This window comes from Microcoleus sp. AT8-A3 (genome assembly GCF_036705675.1).
GTDB lineage: Bacteria > Cyanobacteriota > Cyanobacteriia > Cyanobacteriales > Microcoleaceae > Microcoleus.
Genome location: NZ_JAUBVD010000015.1, coordinates 87540 through 108336, shown reverse-complemented (window position 1 = coordinate 108336; position 20797 = coordinate 87540). Strand labels below are relative to the sequence as shown.

Annotated in this window: 15 protein-coding genes and 1 tRNA gene; 7 read left to right on the top strand and 9 right to left on the bottom strand. The window is 43.7% G+C overall.

The window, feature by feature from the left end:
• Positions 1-147: 147 nt before the first annotated feature.
• The 6 genes from tkt to QUB51_RS11745 all read left to right on the top strand — a co-directional run bounded on the left by tkt (position 148) and on the right by QUB51_RS11745 (position 9284).
• Positions 148-2163, top strand: coding sequence for a transketolase (gene tkt, locus QUB51_RS11770; RefSeq protein ID WP_333056780.1), 2016 nt, complete (start codon positions 148-150; stop codon positions 2161-2163).
• A 559-nt stretch (positions 2164-2722) separates the two neighbouring features.
• The gene (locus tag QUB51_RS11765; protein ID WP_333056781.1) at positions 2723-5521 is read left to right on the top strand and encodes a PAS domain S-box protein; all 2799 of its coding nucleotides are present in this window, start codon (positions 2723-2725) and stop codon (positions 5519-5521) included.
• A 48-nt stretch (positions 5522-5569) separates the two neighbouring features.
• The gene (locus QUB51_RS11760) at positions 5570-6016 is read left to right on the top strand and encodes a response regulator (protein WP_333056782.1); all 447 of its coding nucleotides are present in this window, start codon (positions 5570-5572) and stop codon (positions 6014-6016) included.
• A 307-nt stretch (positions 6017-6323) separates the two neighbouring features.
• Positions 6324-6476, top strand: coding sequence for a hypothetical protein (locus QUB51_RS11755; protein WP_333056783.1), 153 nt, complete (start codon positions 6324-6326; stop codon positions 6474-6476).
• Positions 6477-6567: 91 nt separating this feature from the next.
• Entirely contained in the window at positions 6568-8070 is a 1503-nt protein-coding gene (locus tag QUB51_RS11750; RefSeq protein ID WP_333209123.1) for an ATP-binding protein, read from the top strand.
• Positions 8071-8195: 125 nt separating this feature from the next.
• Positions 8196-9284 (top strand): response regulator, encoded by a 1089-nt coding sequence (locus QUB51_RS11745; protein WP_333056785.1) that lies wholly within the window; start codon positions 8196-8198, stop codon positions 9282-9284.
• Between the two features lie 185 nt (positions 9285-9469).
• Here QUB51_RS11745 and QUB51_RS11740 read toward each other — a convergent pair whose 3' ends face one another.
• From QUB51_RS11740 to QUB51_RS11720, 5 genes are all read right to left on the bottom strand, one after another.
• Positions 9470-12076 carry a PAS domain S-box protein gene (locus QUB51_RS11740; RefSeq protein WP_333209126.1) on the bottom strand — a complete coding sequence of 869 codons (2607 nt, stop codon included), beginning with the start codon at positions 12074-12076 and terminating at the stop codon, positions 9470-9472.
• Positions 12073-12468, bottom strand: a complete 396-nt coding sequence (locus QUB51_RS11735) for a response regulator (RefSeq protein ID WP_333056787.1) — start codon at positions 12466-12468, stop codon at positions 12073-12075. The genes QUB51_RS11740 and QUB51_RS11735 overlap by 4 nt, the downstream gene beginning before the upstream one ends.
• Before the next feature lie 125 nt (positions 12469-12593).
• Entirely contained in the window at positions 12594-14030 is a 1437-nt protein-coding gene (locus tag QUB51_RS11730; protein WP_333209128.1) for a response regulator, read from the bottom strand.
• Positions 14023-16887 (bottom strand): ATP-binding protein, encoded by a 2865-nt coding sequence (locus tag QUB51_RS11725; RefSeq protein WP_333056789.1) that lies wholly within the window; start codon positions 16885-16887, stop codon positions 14023-14025. Before QUB51_RS11725 ends, QUB51_RS11730 begins: the two co-directional genes overlap by 8 nt.
• Positions 16888-16970: 83 nt before the next feature.
• On the bottom strand, positions 16971-17168 hold the full coding sequence (locus QUB51_RS11720; protein WP_333056790.1) for a hypothetical protein: 198 nt from the start codon (positions 17166-17168) through the stop codon (positions 16971-16973).
• Between the two features lie 86 nt (positions 17169-17254).
• On the opposite strand from QUB51_RS11720, the gene QUB51_RS11715 reads away from it, so the two are divergent.
• Positions 17255-17327: transfer RNA gene (locus tag QUB51_RS11715), tRNA-Arg, on the top strand.
• A gap of 66 nt (positions 17328-17393) precedes the next feature.
• On the opposite strand, the gene QUB51_RS11710 is transcribed toward QUB51_RS11715, so the two are convergent.
• The 4 genes from QUB51_RS11710 to QUB51_RS11695 form a co-directional block, all read right to left on the bottom strand.
• Positions 17394-17558, bottom strand: coding sequence for a hypothetical protein (locus QUB51_RS11710; RefSeq protein WP_333056791.1), 165 nt, complete (start codon positions 17556-17558; stop codon positions 17394-17396).
• Positions 17559-17629: 71 nt separating this feature from the next.
• A complete protein-coding gene (locus QUB51_RS11705; protein WP_333056792.1) occupies positions 17630-19246 on the bottom strand; it encodes a diguanylate cyclase domain-containing protein in 1617 nt (538 codons plus the stop codon).
• Between the two features lie 5 nt (positions 19247-19251).
• Entirely contained in the window at positions 19252-20007 is a 756-nt protein-coding gene (locus QUB51_RS11700) for an alpha/beta hydrolase (RefSeq protein ID WP_333261526.1), read from the bottom strand.
• 224 nt (positions 20008-20231) lie between these two features.
• Complete coding sequence (locus QUB51_RS11695; protein WP_333261522.1) at positions 20232-20540, bottom strand: EAL domain-containing protein; 309 nt, start codon at positions 20538-20540, stop codon at positions 20232-20234.
• Positions 20541-20797 lie beyond the last annotated feature (257 nt).

Here is a 20797-nt window from a genome sequence, read left to right as displayed (position 1 = left end):
CGCAACAGGTGAGATGATATGTAGTGCAGCCTCACGGCAGTTCCACAGAAACTGAACAGCAGAAACGCGAGCGATCGAACTCGGCTCATCGCACCTCTGTCAGAATCGACCACACACACTCTCTCTTAACATATAAAAACCAGAATTATGGCTGTTGCAACCCAATCACTCGAAGAACTCTGCATCAACTCTATCCGCTTTTTGGCCATCGATGCGGTAGAAAAAGCAAAATCAGGACACCCGGGACTGCCGATGGGCGCTGCCCCTATGGCCTTCGTGCTGTGGGATCGGTTCATGCGGTTCAACCCCAAAAACCCCAAATGGTTTAACCGCGATCGCTTCGTCCTCTCCGCCGGCCACGGCTGTATGCTACAGTACGCCCTCATGTACTTGACCGGCTACGATAGCGTCACCCTCGACGACATCAAGCAATTTCGTCAGTGGGAATCCAAAACCCCCGGACACCCCGAAAACTTCGTCACCGAAGGCGTAGAAGTTACCACTGGCCCCCTGGGACAAGGAATTGCTAATGCCGTCGGTTTGGCAATGGCAGAAGCTCACCTCGCTGCTAAGTTTAACAAGCCCGACCATAAAATTGTTGACCACTACACCTATGTCATCATGGGTGACGGCTGCCACATGGAAGGCATTTCTGGCGAAGCTTGTTCTTTGGCCGGACACCTCGGACTCGGCAAATTAATTGCTTTGTACGATGACAATCACATTTCTATTGAAGGCGACACAAGCTTGGCCTTTACTGAAGATGTGGGCAAGCGTTTTGAAGCTTACAATTGGCACGTTATTACAGTAGACAATACCGCTCTAGACGAAGATACTAACCTAGAAGCAGTTCACAAAGCTATTGAAGAAGCCAAAAAAGTCACGGACAAACCGTCCATGATTAAAGTCCGCACAGTTATTGGTTACGGTTCTCCTAACAAGCGCAATTCTTACAGTTCTCACGGTGCTGCTTTGGGTACCGATGAAGTGAAAGCAACTCGTGATTTCTTGAAGTGGGAACACGCACCGTTTGAGATTCCTGATGATGCTTTGTCACACTTCCGCAAAGCAGTCGATCGCGGTGCTCAAGCTGAGCAAGAATGGCAGAAAGCTTTTGATGCTTATAAAGCAGCATATCCTGCAGAAGCAGCAGAATATGAGCGCACAGTGGCCGGCAAACTTCCTGAAGGTTGGGATAAAGTTTTGCCGACATACAAGGCAGAAGATAAAGCCGATTCGACTCGGAATCATTCTGGAAAATGTTTGAATGCTTTGGCAGGTGTGTTACCTGAATTGATCGGCGGTTCCGCTGACTTGGCATCTTCTAACATGACTTTGCTTAAGGGTGAAAAAGACTTCCAAAAAGGTCAGTACGAAGGACGTAACCTGCGCTTTGGTGTGCGGGAACACGGCATGGGTGCGATCGCCAACGGTATGCTTTTGCACGGCGGTTTAATTCCTTACTGCGCCACTTTCTTGGTATTTGCTGACTATATGCGGGGAGCAATTCGCCTCTCTGCACTCTCGGAAGCTGGAGTTATTTACGTAATGACTCACGACTCCGTAGCCTTGGGCGAAGACGGCCCAACTCACCAACCCGTGGAAACCATCGCTTCTCTGCGCGTAATTCCCGATTTGTTGGTAATGCGCCCTGCGGATGGTAACGAAACATCCGGCGCTTACAAAGTGGCCGTTGAAAGCCGCACTCGCCCAACTTTAATGGCTTTGTCGCGCCAAAATCTGCCCAACTTGGCCGGAAGTTCGATCGAAGGAACAGCCAAAGGCGCTTACATTTTGTCCGACGACGGCGGCACTCCCGACATCATTTTAATCGGCACCGGCGGCGAAACCTACCTCTGCGTTGATGCCGCTGAAAAATTGCGCGCCGCAGGTAATAAAGTGCGCGTAGTTTCGATGCCTTGCTGGGAATTGTTCGACTTACAAGATGCCGCTTACCGCGAATCTGTACTGCCGAAAGCTGTTACTAAGCGGTTGGCCGTTGAAGCAGGTTCTAGCTTCGGCTGGGGACGTTATTTGGGTTCTGAAGGCGATAGCCTCAGTATTGACAGATTCGGTGCTTCTGCACCGGGCCCGGTTGCTTTAGAAAAGTTTGGCTACACCGTTGATAATGTGGTAGCTAAGGCTCAGGCGCTGTTGGGCTAATAGCAGCAGCATAATTTTTGGTGGGGCGGGCTTCGGGCTCGCCCCATTTTTTATAGCAGAAGGAAGAAGTTCGGCAACGGATTCGCTTCCTTCCGATGTAACGGATGGATGGAAGAAGGCTTTAGTTATTTAGAAGATAAGGAAGAAGGAAGGAAAAGCTAAAATCTAAAATCTAAAATCGGCATCTAGGGTTTCACTTCGTCATACCTCACATCTTGCACCATTGTCAGGAACAGGCTTTTCTGCCTGTTCCACAAGAAAATTCATCTCTTGTGGAACAGGCCGAAAAGCCTGTTCATAAAAGGATTGAGAATGGTGCAACATATGAGTTATACCCAACCTAGAGCTCGCTACAGCTCGCGAATCATTGAGAATTGCTATATTAAGACTTACGGAAGAAAAACCAGTTTCTACCACTATATTCGGTTTGGCAACGAGATTTTTATGAAGAAACCGGGTTTTTAGCCCCCCGTGCCTCCATAACTGTATATTTCAGAGAGTTAAGATAAGTTATAAGTTATTGCCTTAAATTACTCCTTCCCCATTTGCCATTCCGTTTATGATTTGGAATTTTTTAAATCACCTGTTATTCACGGGAAATTATATTCCTCAAGGCTACTGTTACCTTTGGCCGCCAGAGCTAGTCGCACTCCACATAGTGTCAGACTCTATCATTGCCCTGGCTTACTATTCAATACCCCTCTCGCTAATTTATTATTTTATCTTTCAGCGAAAAGACTTGCCCTTTCGCAATATCTTTTGGCTGTTTGCAGCCTTTATTATCTCCGGCGGCACTACTCATGTGATGGAAGTTTGGACGCTTTGGCATCCTGTTTATTGGGTTTCTGGGATTCTAAAAATTATTACCGCCGCGATTTCTGGTTACACCGCTTTTGCATTAATTCCTTTCGTTCCCCAAGCCTTAACTCTCCTGAGTCCAACTCAATTAGGGATGATCGATTCAATACTGCAAAAAGAAATAATTGAACGCCGAGAAACGGAAGCTCGCTATCAAACTTTAACTGAAGCTTCGCCGGTGGGAATATTTTATGCAGATGCTGGAGGAGACTGCTTGTATGTCAACGAACGCTGGTGTCAAATTTCGGGAATAACTTGTGATGAAGCTTTGGGCAAAGGGTGGTTGCAAGGCATTCATCCAGACGATCGCGATCGGGTTTGTTCTGAATGGTATAGCGCCGCGCAGGAGAAATTGCCGTTTAAATCTGAGTACCGCTTTCAAGGCATTAATCACCCTCAAATCAGTTGGGTATTCGGTCAATCTGTCGGTCAAATCGGAGAAAATGGGGAGGTTAAAAGTTATGTGTGTACTATTACTGATATTACAGAACGCAAGCAGATAGAAGAGGAAAATCGACGGCTCAATGAAACTCTGGAGCATCGAGTTTCTGAGCGCACTGCTCAAATCGAAATTTCTAACCACCAATTGCAAAAAGAAATAGCTTACCGCGAAAAAATTGCTCTCACTTTGTTGGAATTGACGCAACTGCAAAATGCTATTCTTAATAGCGCTAACTACACAATTATTTCTACCGATTCCGACGGTACAATTAAAACATTTAATCGGGCGGCAGAGCAACTTTTAGGTTATTCGCTAGAAGAAGTAGTGGGGAAAGTCACCATAGCAATAATTCACGAGCCTCTGGAGGTCGCTCAAAGAGCTGAAGTTCTTTCTCAAGAATTGGGAGTTAAAATAGAGCCGGGAATTCAAGTATTATTTACCTTGCCGTGCCGGGAAATCGCGGACGAAAATGAGTGGACTTATATTCGCAAAGATGGTTCGCGGTTTCCGGTACTGCTGTCGGTGACGGCCTTATTTGATAGTAGCGGAAATATTAACGGTTTTTTGGGTATTGGTCAGGATATTAGCGATCGCAAACAAGCAGAAAAAGAGCTGCGTGACCTCACAAATGCCATGCAAAATACCGTGGAAGGCATTTCGCTGCTTGATATTGAGGGACGCTACGTGAAGGTTAACCGAGCTTACGCTCATAAATGCGGTTACGAACCGGAACAAATGCTTGGCATGGAATGGCAGCTTACCGTACATCCGGGCGATGTTGAGATGATGCTCTCAGCTTATCAGGAAATGTTAATTTCTGGGAAAGTAGAAGTTGAAGCTAGAGGAGTCCGAAAAAATCGCTCGTTTTTTTATAAGCAATTAACGATGGTAAAATCTTGCGACGCACAAGGGATATTTAACGGCCACCACTGTTTTATGAAAGATATCACTGAGCGCAAACTAACTGAAACAGCTTTGCAGGAAAGCGAATTTAAGTACAGGCAAATAGTTGAATTAGCAGAAGAAGGTATTTGGGTAATTGACAGAAATGGTCTCACGAATTACGTAAACCACGCAATGGCGCGTATGCTAGGTTATAGTGAATTAGAAATGTTCGGTCGCCCACTTTTTGAGTTCATGGACAAATCGGAAAAAGAAAAAGCTCTCGATCATATCGAGCGACGGAAGCAAGGTATTGGCGATCAACACGAATTTAAATTCAAAAGCAAGGACGGCAAAGATATTTGGACTCATATGTCTACCAGTCCAGTCATGGACTCCCAGGATAATCTGCTGTCTTGTTGCGCCTTGGTTTACAACATTACAAGCCGCAAAGAAGCAGAGCAGCAAATGCTGCAACTGACAGAAGATTTGAAGCGTTCCAACGAGGAATTAGAACAATTTGCTTATGTGGCTTCCCACGATTTGCAAGAACCGCTCCGAGCCGTTACCAGTTACACTCAATTGCTTGCCCAGCGCTATCAAGGAAATTTGGACGATCGCGCAGATAAGTATATTCATTATATTGTCGATGGCGCCACCAGAATGCAGCAGTTAATTAACGATTTGTTGGCGTATTCGCGCCTGGGAACGAGGGGTCAGGAGTTTGAGCAGGCGGACTGCAACGCTGTGGTTAAGCAAACTATGTGCAATTTGCAAATTGCGATCGCCGAAACAAAAGCTGTAATCACCTGCGACGCGATGCCAACCGTGATGGCGGATGAATTTCAACTGGTGCAATTATTCCAAAATTTGGTCGCCAACAGCATCAAATTTTGTCGCCAAGATATCCCGTTGATTCATATCGCTGCCTGCAGGCAAGAGAGTGAATGGGTGTTCAGTGTCCGCGATAACGGCATTGGCATCGATCCGCAGTATGCCGATCGCATTTTCATCATTTTTCAACGCCTGCACGGACGCCGCCAATATTCCGGTACTGGTATAGGTTTGGCGATGTGCAAGCGCATTGTTGAACGCCACGGCGGTCGCATCTGGGTGGAATCCCAAGAGGGAAAAGGAGCGACTTTTTACTTCACTATTCCTATAATTAGTACCTGAAGCCTCAAAATTCAATTTTGTTTTTATACTTTAAAGGATACGCCAGTTATGAGCGATCGAAGCACTGTTAGACCTATAGAAATTCTGCTGATTGAGGATTCTCCCAGCGATGCGGATTTGGCAAGAGAAGTCCTCAGTCAGGGTAAAATATTGAATAACTTGCATTTTGTGGAGGATGGAGTCGAAGCAATCAAGTTTTTGCGCCAAAAAGAGCCCTATCTCAGGGTACCTCGTCCTGATTTGATTTTGCTCGATTTGCATCTGCCGAAAAAAAGCGGTATTGAAGTGCTAGAAGAAATTAAAACTGACCCCAACTTAAAATTAATTCCTGTAGTAATTCTCAGCACTTCAGCAGCGCCGGAAGATATTTTTAAGTCATACTCCCTCCACGCCAACTGTTACATAACAAAACCGGTAGACTTCATAGAATTTACTAAAGTAGTCAGGTTAATTGAGGAATTCTGGCTGGCCGTCGTCAAACTTCCTCTAAATTAAACGAACAGATGCTTCGCTTATGAGCGCTCTAATTTTTTTTAACCTATGGAAATTATGCTGGTGGATGATTTGCTCAGCGAGGCTGAATGGGGTTTATAAAAGCTGGCTACCAGCCAATTTTTAACAATTTGCCTAAGAGTAGGAAATATGGTATTAGCAATAAAATTTTTGAATAAAGAAGGCTTTTCTGTTCGGGTTTGCGTCCCGATTTAATTCTGCTGGACTTAATTTTGTATAAAAAAACGGTTGGTAAATATTGATATAAATTAATTCAGCACTCAAGTTAAAAATGATTCCGGTGGTAATTATGACAAAATCCATAGCCGATGAAGAGATTCTCAAGTCTTATGCCCTGTCAGCCCGGTGCTACATCACTAAGCCTATCGATTTTAGTCAAGTCGCTAAGCTGGTGAGATGGATTGAGGATTGGTGGCTGGTGGTGGTGACAGTTCCCAAATAATAATTTTCAAGTTGAAAATGGCAAGGGAAAGCAAAAAAGTTTAACCTAAGATTGGTAGAGTAAAAATTTTACAGTCAAAAACGTCTAAGCTATGTGGATTAAGATTCTGTTAGTAGAAGACAATCCTGCTGATGCTGATTTACTTGCAGAACTGTTAGAAGTATCTGTGGGCGTCGAGTGGGAACTGGTGTCTGTTGAGTTCCTGCATGAGGCGATCGCACAATTGTGTAAACAACCCTTTGATGTCGTTTTGCTCGACCTTTCTTTGCCCGACAGCCGCGGTTTGGAAACCCTAACTCGCCTGCGAGAAGTTGCTCCTGATGTGCCAATGGTGGTAATGACAGGCTTGGACGATGAGGCGATCGCCCTAGAAGCAGTTCGCTTGGGAGCTCAAGACTATATTGTTAAAGGTCAAATTACTACTCAATTATTAGTGCGGACGATCCGCTACGCGATCGAACGATCTCAAACATTTCAAATGCTGCGGGAAAGCGAGCGCCGCTTTCGGGCGATTTTTGACTCGTCGTTTCAGCTAACCAAGCTGCTGACTCCGCAAGGAATTGTGCTGGAAGTCAACGAGACAGCCCTCGATTTTGCCGGATTGCGATCGGAAGGTATTGTGGGCCGCCCAATTTGGGAAATGGCGATTTGGGCCCAGTCGCCACAGGTTTCCGAACAATTGCAATTCGCGATCGGCAAAGCAAGTCGGGGCGAGTTTTTCCGCAGCGAAATCGACTTATTAGGCAAAAGCGGCCAAATTATGACAGTTGATTTCTCACTGAAACCTGTTAAAAATGAAACAGGACAAGTTTTGCTGCTGATTGCCGAAGCCCGTGACATTAGCGATCGCAAACGAGCAGAAGCGGAAATTCTCAAAGCCCTCGCACGAGAAAAGGAACTTTCACAACTGCGAGCTAAATTTGTCACAATGGTTTCCCACGAGTTCCGCACACCTTTGACAACCATCCAATTTTCCGCTGGATTGCTGCAAGATTACAGTTCTCAGTGGCCCCAAGATAAAAAATCTACTCATTTTGTGCGGATTCAATTAGCAATTAAACGCATGACAGAGTTATTAGAAGATATCCTCGTAATTGGCAAAATCGAAGCCAATACCTTGCAGTTTCAACCGGTTTCCTTAAACCTCGAAAAATTTTGCCGTCAACTGGTAGAAGAGCAGCAGCTCAACGACAGCAACCAACACCCGATCGCCTTTCAATATGAAGGCGGCAACTGCGATGCTCAAATGGATGAAAAACTGCTGCAGCAAATCTTGGGAAATGTCCTCTCAAATGCCATCAAATATTCCCCCGTCGGCAGTACAGTTTCCTTGCACCTCAACTGTCAAAACAACGAAGCTGTGTTCCAAGTTCAAGACCGGGGCATCGGCATTCCCCAAGCCGATCGAGAGCGGATATTAGAAACTTTTTACCGAGCTCCAAATGTCGGCACTATTTCGGGAACAGGTCTCGGTTTAGCAATTGTGAAGAGGGCTGTGGAACTTCACGGCGGCCAACTCGCGATCGAGAGTCAAGAAGGAAAAGGCACAACTTTCACTATTACCTTGCCTTTAATTTACACCCCCAGTCAATAACAACTGAATTATTAACTATACATATCCGCAATTTAACGATTAATTAAGCCCCTAACAAACAAACTTATCAAGTATCTGAACCCAGAATTTTTACGAAAAACTACTAACTACAAGGAGCTAGCACCGTGGCTAAGATTTTGGTAATAGAAGACGAAGAAGCGATTAGAGAGAATATTTTAGAGTTGCTGGAAGCCGAGAATTTTGAAGGAATAGGAGCGAGTAATGGCCAAGTCGGCATCAAATTGGCGATCGAAAAAATCCCCGACTTAATTTTGTGCGACATGATGATGCCGGAAGTAGACGGTCACGGCGTCATCAAAGCTTTGCGCTCCGAACCATTGACTGCCACAATTCCGTTTATTTTCCTCACAGCCAAAGCCGATAAAGTTGACATTCGCACGGGCATGGAACTGGGAGCTGACGATTACATTACTAAGCCCTGTACGCCCCAAGAACTGCTAAAAGCCATTGCTATTAGACTTGAAAAACAAAAAACAATTAGCCGACAATCTCAAAAGACGCTAGACGAATTACGCACTAATATTAGTATGTCGCTGCCCCACGAATTGCGGACTCCTTTGAATGCAATTCTGGGCTTTTCTGAGCTAATTCTGTCAGAATATCAGGTCTTAGAGGAATCAGATATCTTAGAGATGATCGGTCAAATTCAAACTTCCGGTCATCGCTTGTATCGGCTGATTCAGAACTTTTTGCTGTATGCAGAACTGGAGATAGCAGCCACCAATCCCGAACTGCTAAAGGAGATGCGAAACAGCGAATTTAGCTGTGTAAAATCTTTGCTGAGTCAAAAAGCGCGGCAGCAAGCAAAACACGCGAATAGAACAGACGATTTACAATTGAACTTGCAAGATTCATCGGTAGCCATTGATTCTGTGAGGCTCGCAAAAATAGTTGAAGAATTATTGGACAATGCCTTCAAATTTTCTTTAGAAGGAACGCCTGTTTTATTAAGCACTTTCGTCGAAAATCAGACTTTTATTCTGTCTGTTAAAGACCAAGGCCGCGGTATGACTACCGATCAGATTGCACAGCTAGAAGCTTACAGGCAGTTCGATCGCAAACTTTACCAACAAGCAGGTTTGGGATTGGGCTTGGCTATCGTTCAACGCCTTGTAGAATTGCACGGCGGAGAATTTAAAATAGAAAGTTTGCCGCAGCAAGAAACCATAGTTTGCGTTTCCCTGCCTGTCTAAACCATTTTAGATTTTAGATTTTAGATTTTAGAATTGGGGATGATTTACTAGATCAGGGTTGGGATATTCCCTACAGTTGCATTATTTTGGGAAAATCCTATCAACAATATAGCAACCGTGGCCGATGATTGGGAAGTTTTTAATCGCACTTTCCCCATGCGATCGATTGCTTCTTCCTTCTGCTATTATGCAGGAGCGATCGCGCCTTTCAGACACCGCTGCATATAAATTTGAGCTACCTTATCATTAGGGTTGATTTCTAAGCAGGCCGAAAACAATCTTATAGCTTCGCCACACCTATCACTATTGTAGAGTACCAAAGCTTGCTCAAAGATTGTCTTTGTCTCTAACTTTTTCTGTCGTAACTCTGGCGGATCGGCCGCAAATACTTCATAAAGTGTTACCATTCGGGATTTGCCTTTAACTGTTACGCGATCGATCAACCTCAAATCATAAATATTGTTTAACTGTATAAAAGTATTGTGAGTAATTAACATCGAAACTTCATACTCTTTCGTTAAAGTTTCCACGCGGGAGGCTAAGTTTACCGCATCGCTAATCACCGTGCTGTCCATCCGACTTTGGCCGCCCACCGTGCCTAACATCAAAGAACCTGTATTGATGCCAATGCCAATTTGCAGCGGCGGGCCATCGACCTGATTACGACTAATATTATATTCGTTAAGCTCTTCTAGCATTGCAATTCCAGCTTTCACAGCATCGTCCGCACTGCCATCAAACAGCGCCATAATCGCATCGCCAATGTATTTGTCAATAAAACCAAAATTGTCAGTAATTGCCGGTTCCATCCGGGACAAATAACCATTAATAAATTTAAAATTTTCTTCGGGATTCATCCTTTCCGAAAGAGAAGTGAAATCGCGGATATCTGAAAACAGCACCGACATTTCTTTCTGTACCTGATCGCCTAATTTGACTTCCAGAATACTTTCATATCCCAGAAAGTGGAGAAATTGGTGCGGCACAAACCGCCCGTAAGCATCTGTTAATTTTTCTTCCGCTGCTAAAGCTTTTTGCAACTCGTCTGTGAATTGGCGGCGCTCGGTTTCTACCTCTAGACGTTCCGTGATGTCTTGAAAAGCCGCGATGGCGTAAACTATGTTTTTCCGTTCGTCGTAGATTGGAGTCGCCCAAACCTCGATCGGCACAATCCGATCCGATCCATGAACTTCTAGATCGTCCATACGCACAAATTCTCCCCGCAACGCCCGAACAATCGGTTGGCTATCCCTGGGATACAATTGATTAGTTCCAGCGTCGTAAAAATGATAAGCTTCAGGAAATTGCTCAGTACCCCCATCAAAAATTAAACCTTGGGCTAGTATCCTTTCGCCCCAAGAATTCATGTAAAAAGGTTTACCCTTACCATCCACAACAAATATTCCTACTGGCATCGCTTCCAGGAATTGAGTCAATCGGCTTTCGTTTTCTGACAGTGCCTCATTTAACTTTTCTTCGGCTGCCAAAGCTTTTTCTAAATCATTAGTAAACCTAATTCGTTCCACTTCTACCTGTCTTTGCAAACTAATATCCTTAGCAAAACCCTGATAGTAAAGCACTTCACCGTTAGCATCATAAACTGTGCGCGCATACTCAGAAATCCAGATAATGCTGCCATCTCGACAGTAAACCTGAGACTCAAACTCACACAGAGTACCGTGCTGTTTCATCAGCCCCAAAAACTCTTGACGGCGGTTCGGTTCCACGTACAATTGCTGCTGAATATCATTAATACTTTCTATCAATTCTGACGCAGAATCGTAGCCGTAAATTTCCGCCAGAGCAGGATTCGCACTGATAAAATGTCCGTCCGGCGTCGTCTGAAAAATACCTTCTAGAGCATTTTCAAATATCCCGCGATACTTCTCTTCAGCTTGAATTAGCGCCGCTTCAGCTTCCTTGCGTTCACTTATGTCACTAAAAGCAATAATCGCATAGGAAATGTCTCCTGTAGAATCATAAATTGGAGTTGCCCAACTCTCTACAGGAATAATTTTATTAGCTGTACGAATTTCTACACCCTCAGTCCGCACATTTTCGCCCCTAAGCGCCCGCATAATTGGCAATTCTTCCACAGGGCATCTCTGATTAGTCCCGGTTTTATAGAATTGATAAATAGCTGCTTTTTGCTCTGAATTAATATGTGGCACAGTGCCTTTGCCAAATACATCCCGCGCTTTCTGGTTAGCGTAGAAAGATTGCCCGTTTGCATCAAGTACACACACGCCCAATGGCATAGCTTCTAAATATTGCGTCAAGCGACTTTCGTTTTCATGGAGTTTGGCAATCAGCATCGCCTGCTTGCGGTTTAATTTTACCAACTCCTGATTCATTTCCTGCAGTTCTCTTTGTTTTTCCGCTAATTGTTTATCTTGAAAATATCTATATATTGCCTCAGTGACCGTTAATTTTAAGTCATCACATTGCCAAGGTTTAGGTATATATCGGTACAATTTAGCATAGTTAATAGCATTGGCTACCGCATCCAAATCGGCCTGGCCCGTCAGCATGATTTTGAGACAGTTCGGCGAGATAGCATGAACGCTCCTTAATAGTTCGTCTCCTTTCATGCTAGGCATGATATGATCCGAAATAACCAAAGGAACTTCATACTGTTCTGCTAAAAGTTCTGACAGCAACTCTAAAGCTTCTTCGCCACTTTGGGCCGTTTCAATTAAATATTTATCTTCAAAGGCTTTTAGGAGGTCTATTTCCAGACTATCGAGTATAGTCTGCTCATCATCCACACAAATAATGACTGGTTTTTTCATAAATTTGCTAGACCAGACTTAATCGCTTCAATTAATTCTTGATTCTGCCAAGGTTTTTCTATGAAAGCATGAAGATTAGCTTGATTTTTTGTGCGTTCGATTGCTTCTTTGTCGGCTTGTCCTGTCAGCATCACTGTCACAATTTGCGGATATTTTTGGTGGATTTTAATCAGCAACTCATCTCCTTTCATTCCGGGCATCAACCAATCAGAGACAATTACTAAAATATTAACCTCAGCTTCACAGAGCTCTTCAATAATTTCCAGGGCCTCGGCAGCACTTTCAGCAAATTCGCAAAGATATTTACCGTTAAATGCCTGTTGCAGTTCAATTTCCAGACTTTCCAACACTCCTACTTCATCGTCCACACACAAAATTGCTGATTTAGACATCGCTAGTTTCCTTCTTTAGTGGGGTAGGGTGAACCCCCATGGGCAGTACACCGTTTTCCAAATTCTACATTCTGCGCGGGTAGACTGCAAATTTTCGCCCCCGACTTCAGCATCCGGCGCTTTAGCTACTCAGTTAAATTAATCGGCAAACACACGGTAAATACTGTTTTACCGGGCCTCGACTCCACATCAATTTTACCTTGATGTTTTTCAATTATTTTTTTGACAATATCCAGTCCCAATCCGCTGCCTTCTCCCGCAGGTTTGGTGGTAAAAAAAGGCTCAAAAATTTTCGGAATAATCTCTGGTTGAATCCCCTTACCGCTGTCAATAATTTTTACCAAGAGGCTGGTATCTTGTTGTAGCGCGTCAATTGTTAAAGTCCCTTGATTGTCCATCGCTTGTAAGGAATTGTGAATTAAATTTGTCCAAACTTGATTGAGTTCATCAGGATAACATAGTACCACAGGCAATTTATCTTGATAGTTTCTGAACACTTCCACACCCTGCTTGATTTGGTTTTGGTAAAGAGTTAATACAGTTTCAATTCCATCCGTAATATTCACTTGTATTTTTTCCCCATTTACATCGTAACGCGCATAATTTTTCAGGGCAAAGACAACTTTGGCAGCGCGTTCAGTAGCGGTAGCGATGGTTCGGGCGCTTCTGTGAATGCTAGCAAAGTCGTAGGCTGTTTTTATAATATTTTCGCTGTCAGGATCTTTGAGCAACGACAAGAATTCTTGCAAATTTCCTTGCAATCCGATATTGACTAAAATGCTAGCAAGGCTGTCAGCATTGTCAAGACCTTCCGACTCTAGTTGCTGCTTCACTCCTTTTTTCAATACCCGTTTTTCTCGAGTAGATAAAGAGTAATTTTGTTGACTAGAACTGTACATCAAACGCAAGAAATCTTGCTGGCGTTCAGCAGACAGTTCTTTAAAAAAAACTGGCAAGCTTTCGAGATTGTTATCCAAAAAGCTGGTAATATTTCCAATAGACGACCGAATCGCTCCCAACGGCGTATTGATTTCGTGAGCAATGCCCGCAATCAGTTGCCCTAATGCAGCCATTTTTTCCGATTGCACTAATTGATTCTGAGTAGCTTGCAGTTGGTCTAAAGTAACTGTAAGTTCATTGTTTTTCTGTTGGAGTTTTTTTCGCAACTGGCACATTGCTAAATGGGTTTCTACCCTCACTAGAACCTCTTCCACCTGAAAGGGCTTAGTAATATAATCTACCCCGCCCACAGCAAAGGCTTTGACCTTGTCAAGTACGTCATTAATCGCGCTAATAAAAATTACCGGGATTTCGCAAGTTCGTTCATCAGCTTTGATCTTTTCGCAAACTTCATACCCATTCATTTCGGGCATCATAATATCCAGCAAAATCAAATCTGGAGGCATACCTTTGGCTGCCGAAAGCGCTAACTCACCGCTAGGTACCGGGCGAACTTTATAGCCCTTGCTGTTCAAAATTCCGGCTAGCAGCCGCAAATTAGCTGGGGTATCGTCAACTACTAAAATATTACCGCGATCGGTGCTAGGAATGTCGTTATTCATGTGATCTTGCTTGAGATATTAATTTTAAAAGTTTGTCGTACTCAAAATTTTCTATACAATTTGCGATCGCGCCTGCCGTTACTGCATCCTTTAAGCGAATTTGCTCTATCAAAGTATCAATTAAATCCATATCTGCATTCTGTATTGCTAGCTTTAAATCAGCTACCAGTGAATCAGGCAATTTTACGAAATCAGTCGCACTCATAGCGCGATCGCCCTCTTTGATTGCCGATAAATCACTTTGAGCCGGATCTTCATAAATATAGCGCACTCCGATATGTTTGTGCATAGCATCAAAAATATCGGGTTCCCGGAAAGGCTTCCTCATAAAAGCATCGCAACCCGCCGATAAAATAACTGCCCGTTCTTCCTCCAAAACGCTGGCTGTCAGCGCAATAATCGCAGTAGCTTGACCTTTAATAGTACCTTTAATGTATTGCGTAGCTTCGTAGCCGTCCATCACAGGCATTCTCATGTCCATCCAAATGAGATGCGGTTCCCAACTATCCCAAATCTCAATAGCTTCTTGACCGTTATTCGCTTCTTTTAGTTCAAAACCCAGAGGAGAGAGGATTTTAATTAACAATTGGCGATTGAGCGGTTTATCGTCTACTATCAAAATTCGATAGGTGTGTTGGTTGGGAACCAGGCCTATAACATTCCTGATCGGCTTTGGGCGTTCAATATCAGCCGCATCGACAGCAATAACTTGAATATCGAACTGAAAATTCGTTCCCTTACCAACAGCAGAACTGACGCTCATTTCACCGCCCATTAATTCCACAAATTTGCGACTGATGGGCAATCCCAAGCCAGTACCTTCTTGCGAATCTTTGCCTGTCTTGGTTTGCACGAAAGGTTCAAAAATATCGTCTAATTCATTGGTAGCAATACCGGGACCAGTATCCTCGACTTCAAAATGAAGGAAGAAGGAAGAGGTAGAAGCTGCATCGTCATTTGGGGTTGCAATGATTTGGTTGTTCGACTGACTGATTTGAGATATTTTAAGACCATTTATGGCGAAAAAATTTGTAGGTTTTGATACTGCAAAATCAGAAAAAATTCCCCCTTGTGCCTGCTGATTTCGGCCTAATGACTGCTTGCCAACTCTTACCGCTACACAGCCTGCCTCGGTAAACTTAAGAGAATTATTGAGCAGATTAATTAAGATTTGCCGCAACTTTAACTCGTCAGTTTTTATATATTGTGGCACATCGGGACTGCAGTCAAAAATCAACTGCAAGTGCTTGTCATCTGCTTTGAGTTGAAACATATCTTCCACGTCGTTTAGCAGGCGATAGAGGTCGAATTTTTGGGGATTGAGGGTGGTGCGCCCCGATTCAATTTTAGATAAATCCAGCACGTTATTAATCAGGGTAAGGAGGTGTTCTCCGCTGCTGCTAATTATGCTAATATTTTCTTGATGCTCTGGGGAGAGAGTTTGGCTGCGAGTCATCAGTTGGGAAAAACCGAGAATTGCATTGAGAGGCGATCGCAATTCGTGACTCATATTAGCAAGAAAGGTACTTTTAGCTTGATTCGCTACTTCCGCTTTGTCTTTAGCTATAGCCAATTCTGCCGTCCGCTCTTGCACTCGCTGTTCTAAAGTTTCAAAAGATTGTTGCAATTGTTGAGCCATGCTGTTAAATGACTTAGCTAATTCCCCCAATTCGTCGGAGCGTTCGCTTTCTACTGTTTTATCCCATTCACCTTTAGCAATATTTTGGGCTGCTGTATTTAAGCGCCAAATAGGATTTGTCACCCAGCGAGAAGTCAGAATGCCGATAACTAAAGCTACTCCTAAAGCTGCTAAACATAGCCAAATAGTAGTCTGGGTATTAGCATCTATTTCTTTGGTAAAATCTGATTCGGGAACAACTACCACAATCAGCCAGTCTAAACCTTTGCCATCTTGGAACGGTAGAACTTTTACAAATTGTCGCTTGTTCTCTATTTCAAAATTAAAGAGATAGGAAGTTTTTATTTGCTTTAATTCCTGAAAACGAACTGCTACATATTTAGCTGTAGCTTGAGTCGAGTGGTCAACACTCTCTTCTGCTTTGAACAGTTCTTTCTTATTATTATTGATGCGAAATGGTTGTTCGGCAGTTGAAGTTGCCAGTAAAGTACCATTCTTTTCCATAATAAATGCTTGCCCGGATTTGCCAATTTTGAGACTGTTTAAAAAACTCCCAATATGGTCTAGACGCAAGGCGCTAATTAATACTCCTTGTAGCTGATTGTTCTCGTATACAGGTTGGAGCGCACTGAGTATTAAGGTTGGTTCTAGAAACGAAATATAAACGGAACTCCAAGTTGGTTGTTCGAGATGAGCCGCATTTTTGTACGAAGGATGTTCGCGGATGTCAAAGTTTTTGACAACTGTTGCTAGGGTAGTGCGATCGCCTGTATCATTAGTATGGTAAGAATAAAAATCAAAACCAGTAGATTTGCCTGATAAATTAATCATTAGAGAGCCATTTGACAGTTTCTCTCCGGTTCGATAGTCTCCATTCTTGTTGCCAATGGAGGTAAAATTGATATATGGATATAATTGTACTTGGCGCCAAAGATATTTCTCCCAAGCGGATAAGTTGTCCATATTTAACAACCCGAGTTTGACAGCATCCAGCTTGGTTTGATTGATTTGATGGGGAGTTGTTAGGTAAACTTGCAGGTTTTGCTCGACCCGCAAACTCACCTCGCTCATTAACTGACTGGCAAGGTTATTAACTGCTTTTTGTCCGTTTCTAAAAGACAGATATCCTACGAGTCCCACGGCTCCCACGATTTGCAATACAAATGGAACTATGAGAACAGTTCGCAGCGATAATTTGTCTAAAATTTTAGAAACCATAAGATTGAGGGGTTTGGTGAACTTAGTCTAGAACCGTATTTGCACAACCTGTCTTAACTGCAGCACCATTTATTTACTGCCGATTAGCTAGGGGAATTGATGCGGGCTATTTTAGCTGTGGTAGATGCTCGACCCCGATCGCTTGTGAACCTAATGTTTGGTCGATTAAAGTCTATTATTTTACCCATTGTCGTATTATTGTTACCATTTAGGTAAAAGTTGCCGTCTCTGGCTGCGAGAATGGCCTGATACCCGATCGCGCGGGCGAGTTTAACCCGCATGGGTCAAGCGGTTTGGAGGCCGGCCAGGAAATTTGCGATCGGCACTCGCCATTTTCCGCAAGACGTGTTATACTTCAGAAAGTCGAGGGCACGTAGCTCAGTGGATAGAGCATCAGGTTCCGGTCCTGAGGGTCGGGGGTTCAAATCCCTCCGTGCTCACTTTGTATGTCGTTTGCGGAGTAAGGGTTTCAGGTTAATTGTATTACCGATAGTCCTATTTTCCGCTCAAATTTCGCTCCCATCTGTTCCAAGTATCTCCAAAACCACCTCCATATCTGCCAAGTTTGCGCCGGACTTTTTGCGCCGCGCTTTCAACTGGTTGAGCAAGTCGGCTGGCTCTGGAAAATCTGCGACGGTCGGAGCGGAGTTTTCCAATAGCTCCGTGCTCATGTAGATTTATAGAATGACTGATTTTGATAGACCGGGGACAAATTTTTGTCCTCGGCCTCAATTATTGTGATTTAAGCGTCAGTGTCAAAAATTGAATCGCCACTGTACTCGCAGGTCGCGGACTGATTGCGCCCCTGTTGCTTGGCACGGTAGAGTGAACGATCGGCAAGCGCAATCAAGTCAGCCGATGATAGTTCCGAAATCGGAATCAAGTTGGCGATACCCATACTAATAGTAACTACATCGCTCACATCAGAGGTTTTGTGAGGAATATGTAAAGCTTGAATAGCAGCGTGAATCCGTTGGGCTACCGAACTCGCTCCTTCAATATCTGTATTAGGCAAAATGATGGCAAATTCTTCTCCGCCGTAACGCGCCACTAAATCCGCCGGACGGTACACCACCTCTTGCACCGTCTGAGCAAGTTTGAACAGACAACTATCCCCCATTTGATGACCGTAGGAATCATTATAACGTTTGAAATAATCCACATCAAATAACAAAAGAGAAATAGGTTTTTTTTCCCGGTATAGCCGCTGCCATTCATGCTCTAAGCGGTCATTAAAACAGCGACGATTAGCAATTTGAGTCAACCCATCAATATTTACCACTTGTTCTAAGAGATGAGTAGCGCGCGCTAGTTCTTCGTTAGAGAGTGCCAGTTGTTGATTAATTTCTCTCATCCGCGCTTGAGCCTGCTGCCTTTCTGCCAATTCCTTCTGCAACTTCTGAAAAATATCCGCTTGTTTAATGGCGATCGCTAACTGATTAGCAATCTGTTTAACAAGGTCAACTTCAAATTCTTCCCATTGCCGAGGCGCAGAACATTGATGAATACATAACAACCCCCACAAATCTTGTCCATTGAGCAACGGCGCCACTAAATTAGCCCGAACCGGAAATTGTTTCCAAAGAGCGCGGTAACAGTGTTGAAGGTCAATATTATTGATATTTTCTACTATCTGCGTTCTCCATTCTTGATATGAATCAGGATATTGTTCACCACAACAATGGTCGTTAAATTGATTTTTGCTTACCAATTTACATCCTTCGCCTACGGATTCTGAAACAAACTCACCATATCCAAATTTACTATCAGGATCGAACTTAAATATGCCGACGCGCTCGGCATCAAGAAACAAGCGAATATCCTGCGAAGCAATCTCAAAAATTGTAGACAAATCAAGAGATTGACGGATGTGTTGAGTAATTTCTTGAAGTAATATCGCCTTGTCGTACTGTTTCCGCAGAGCGATTTCTGCTTGCTTTTGGGCGAGAATAGCTGCCTCTGCTGCTTTTTTTGCTTTAATAATTTCACCTTCGTATAGGATACGCTGGCGGATACAGATCAAGATGCAATTGTTGACGAAGCTTCCTCCTTTCTCCCGACGCACAGCGTTGATCAGCATCGGTATATCACTACCCTCCTTTGACCTTAATGAGAAGTAAATTTCCTCTACTTTACCATGGAGCTTCAACAGGGGGAAGAAATGGGTTTGATAGAAAATCCGGCTGGCCATTGGCAGAATGAATTCCATCTTCTGTCCCCGCAGTTCATCGGTTTCGTATCCGAGTAATTGCAGTAATGTGGCGTTGACCATTACGATCGTACCATCGTCAGCAAACGAGAGGAATCCACAGGGTGACGTGTTGAGTAGCTCGTCTATCTGGTAGGTCATGTTTGCCATACAAATCAGGTAGTATGAGGTACACTCAAATACTCCTTAATCATCTCGATCGTCTCTTGTGGATGACTCAGGTGCGGGCAATGTCCCGTAGCTTTCATCACCCGTAGCGTACTTTTAGGTAGGTGGCGGTGGAGGTAATCCCCTACCTGGGTGGGAGCAATCACGTCATCAGCGCATTGCAATATCAGTGTAGGTACTGATGCCTTGGGTAAATCACTGCGATTGTCAGAGTAAAAAGTTACCTCGGCAAAGCGACTTGCAATCACCGGATCCGTAGAGCAAAAACTTGTCTCAAGTTCCTCAGTTAACTCAGGACGATCCTCATTCTGCATCACCATTGGCGCCAGAAAGCTTGCCCAACCAATGTAATTTTTCTCCATGATATCGAGGAGATCCTCAATATCTTTGCGCTCAAACCCTCCGTAATAATTTGGTAAATCATTGATGTAGCAAGGTGAAGGCGCTACGAAAATCAGGCGATTAAAGTAATTAGGAGCTTGAATTGAGGACAGAAGGCCGATCATACTGCTGACAGAATGACCGACAAAAATTACATCCCTCAAGGCTAATTGTTCACAGATATCGAGGACATCCTGAACATAGCCATTGAGGTCGCTGTACCGTTCATAACTGTAGGCACTAATATCAGACTGTCCCGAACCTACATAATCAAATAGGATAATTTTGTAATCCTTCTCGAAGGCCTGTGTTACGAAACGCCACATATTTTGATCGCACCCAAATCCATGAGCAAACATCATCGTCTGGGTGCCTTGTCCTAAGACTTTTATATTATTCCGTAAGAAAATTTTTTTAGTCATTTGAGCGAGACGAGCATTAAATTAATTATAAGACTTTTGCGCGCTTTCATGAGGGACGATTGCTGATCCCACATAGCGGTAGGCAACAATTCAGGATGTCGGATTAATTGAATGGCAACCTCAGCAATGGCAGGCTTCCTCAACATATAACGCTGCCCGATTTCCTAGGCGATCGCTTGTAACGATTCCCATTTCGCTGGGGCTTCCATTCCTTCAGCAATTATGCTGAGATTTAACCCCTCTGGGATTACAACTATGGGTTTTTGAATTCCGCGATCGCTCGGAAGGCTAGCTAAATCCCGGACAAATGAGGGATCAATTTTGAGCGACTTCACCAGAAAATTTTTCAGATTCTTAAAAGCAGCATAGCCAGTCGCAAAATCCTCGACAAAAATCCCAATACCATGCTTTGATAATTTGCTCAAAACATGGTATGTAATGTCAACATTAAGCATCATTACAGTTTCCGTAATCTCTAGCTATCGATATTTTGGCTTCATCTCGGTGCGATCAACAATGCGATCGCTCTTAGCGATTAAAGTCGGTTGGCTGAGTTGACGTGCCGACAGATTCACCGCGATATTAGGAAGAATTAGTCCTGCTGCTAGCCACTGCTGATATTGCCCACAAGCTTGCTCTAAAACCCATTTGCTCTTCGGGCAAAATCAATCTAGTTTTTTCGGCGAGGGGAATACATCGATGGCGATGAATCCAACCTACTTCAGGAGAA